This is a genomic window from Streptomyces sp. NPDC059900, assembly GCF_050270335.1.
Lineage (GTDB): Bacteria > Actinomycetota > Actinomycetes > Streptomycetales > Streptomycetaceae > Streptomyces.
The window spans coordinates 1-1,815 of record NZ_JBNNJZ010000994.1 but is presented as its reverse complement, the minus strand read 5'-3'; the positions used below and the strand labels follow the sequence as shown (position 1 = coordinate 1,815).

Annotated in this window: 2 protein-coding genes; both read right to left on the bottom strand. The window is 71.7% G+C overall.

The window, feature by feature from the left end; genetic code table 11:
* A partial coding sequence (locus tag ACQKIP_RS46565) for a hotdog fold thioesterase (protein WP_427745775.1) occupies positions 1-648 on the bottom strand: 648 nt, incomplete at its 3' end.
* 44 nt (positions 649-692) lie between these two features.
* A partial coding sequence (locus ACQKIP_RS46560; RefSeq protein WP_427745774.1) for a molybdopterin dinucleotide binding domain-containing protein occupies positions 693-1,815 on the bottom strand: 1,123 nt, incomplete at its 5' end.

The following is a 1,815-nucleotide window of genomic DNA, read 5'->3' as shown; positions in this document are numbered from 1 at the left end:
GCCGTCGACGAGGTCCAGCTCGGCCCGACCGCGGATGAGCAGGATCATCGGCGGGTGCACCTCGGTGTCGATCGTCAGGGCGACCATCGGGTTCTGGCGCAGGGCCGGCAGTTTCGGGGCGTTCCGCGGTGTGCACATGACGATTTCCGTGCCGTTCCAGACGAAGGCGATCGGAATGGCCCGGGGTGTGCCGTCCTTGGCGACGTAGGCCAGGCGGGTCAGCCGCGCGGTGCACACCCGCTTGTCCTGCTCGTCGGTGATGACGATCTCGTACGTCGCCGTCGAGCGGCCCCGGTGCACGGGCGTCGCCACGCCGGTGACCAGGCCCGAACGCGCGGCGCGGTGGTGCGTGCAGTTCAGGTCGACGCCGACGGCGAGCTTCTTGCTCCCGCCGTGCAGCATCGAGCCGACCGAACCCAGGGTCTCGGCCAGGACGGCGGACGCGCCGCCGTGCAGCAGGCCGTAGGGCTGGGTGTTGCCCTCCACCGGCATCGTGCCGACGACACGGTCGGCGGAGGCCTCGACGATCTGGACGCCCATCCGGACGCCCAGATCGCCCGCGGAGAACAGGGCGGGCAGGTCGATGCCGAGCGCCGCGTACTCGTCGATGACCTCCTGCGGGAACTTCACGCTGTGCTGCTCGCCCATGGGCCGGCTCCGTTCGTCGTCCTCACCAGTCGCTGAGCGAACGCTCAGTCGGTCCCCGATTGTTCCAGGCGCACGACCACGGACTTGCTGGCGGGGGTGTTGCTGGTGTCGGCCGTCGCGTCCAGCGGGATCAGGACGTTCGTCTCCGGGTAGTACGCGGCCGCGCAGCCGCGGGCCGTCGGATAGTGCACGATCCGGAAGCCGGGCGCGCGCCGCTCGACGCCGTCCTTCCACTCGCTGACCAGGTCCGCGTACGACCCGTCGGCGAGGCCGAGGTCGCGGGCGTCGTCGGGGTTGACCAGGACGACCCGGCGGCCGTTCTTGATGCCCCGGTAGCGGTCGTCGAGGCCGTAGATCGTGGTGTTGTACTGGTCGTGCGAGCGCAGCGTCTGCAGCAGCAGCCGTCCCTCGGGCAGGGCGGGGAACTCGACCGGCGCCGCGGTGAAGTTCGCCTTGCCGGTGGCCGTGGGGAAGCGGCGCTCGTCGCGCGGGGCGTGCGGCAGGGCGAAGCCCGCGGGGTCGGCCACGCGCGCGTTGAAGTCCTCGAAGCCGGGGATCACGCGTGCGATGCGGTCGCGCACCGTGGCGTAGTCCTTCTCGAACTCCTCCCAGGGCGTGGCCGATCCGGCACCCAGGACGCGGCGGGCGAGACGGCACACGATGGCCGGCTCGGAGAGCAGATGCGGGCTCGCGGGCTCCAGCCGGCCGCGCGAGGCGTGCACCATGCCCATCGAGTCCTCGACGGTCACGAACTGCTCTGTGCTTTTCCCGTTCGGGCCGACCTGCAAGTCCCGCTCGGTGCGCCCCAGCGTCGGCAGGATCAGCGCACGCGCGCCCGTGACGGCGTGCGAGCGGTTCAGCTTCGTCGACACGTGGACGGTCAGGCGGGCCTTGCGCATGGCCGCCTCCGTCACCTCCGTGTCGGGCGAGGCCGCCACGAAATTGCCGCCCATCGCGAAGAACACCTTCGCCTTGCCGTCGCGCAGCGCCTCGATCGCGCGCACGACGTCCAGGCCGTGCTCGCGCGGCGGCGCGAAGCCGAACTCCTTCTCCAGGGCGTCCAGGAAGGCGGGCGCGGGCCGCTCGAAGATGCCCATCGTGCGGTCGCCCTGCACGTTCGAGTGTCCGCGCACCGGGCACACGCCCGCGCCCGGACGGCCGATGTCC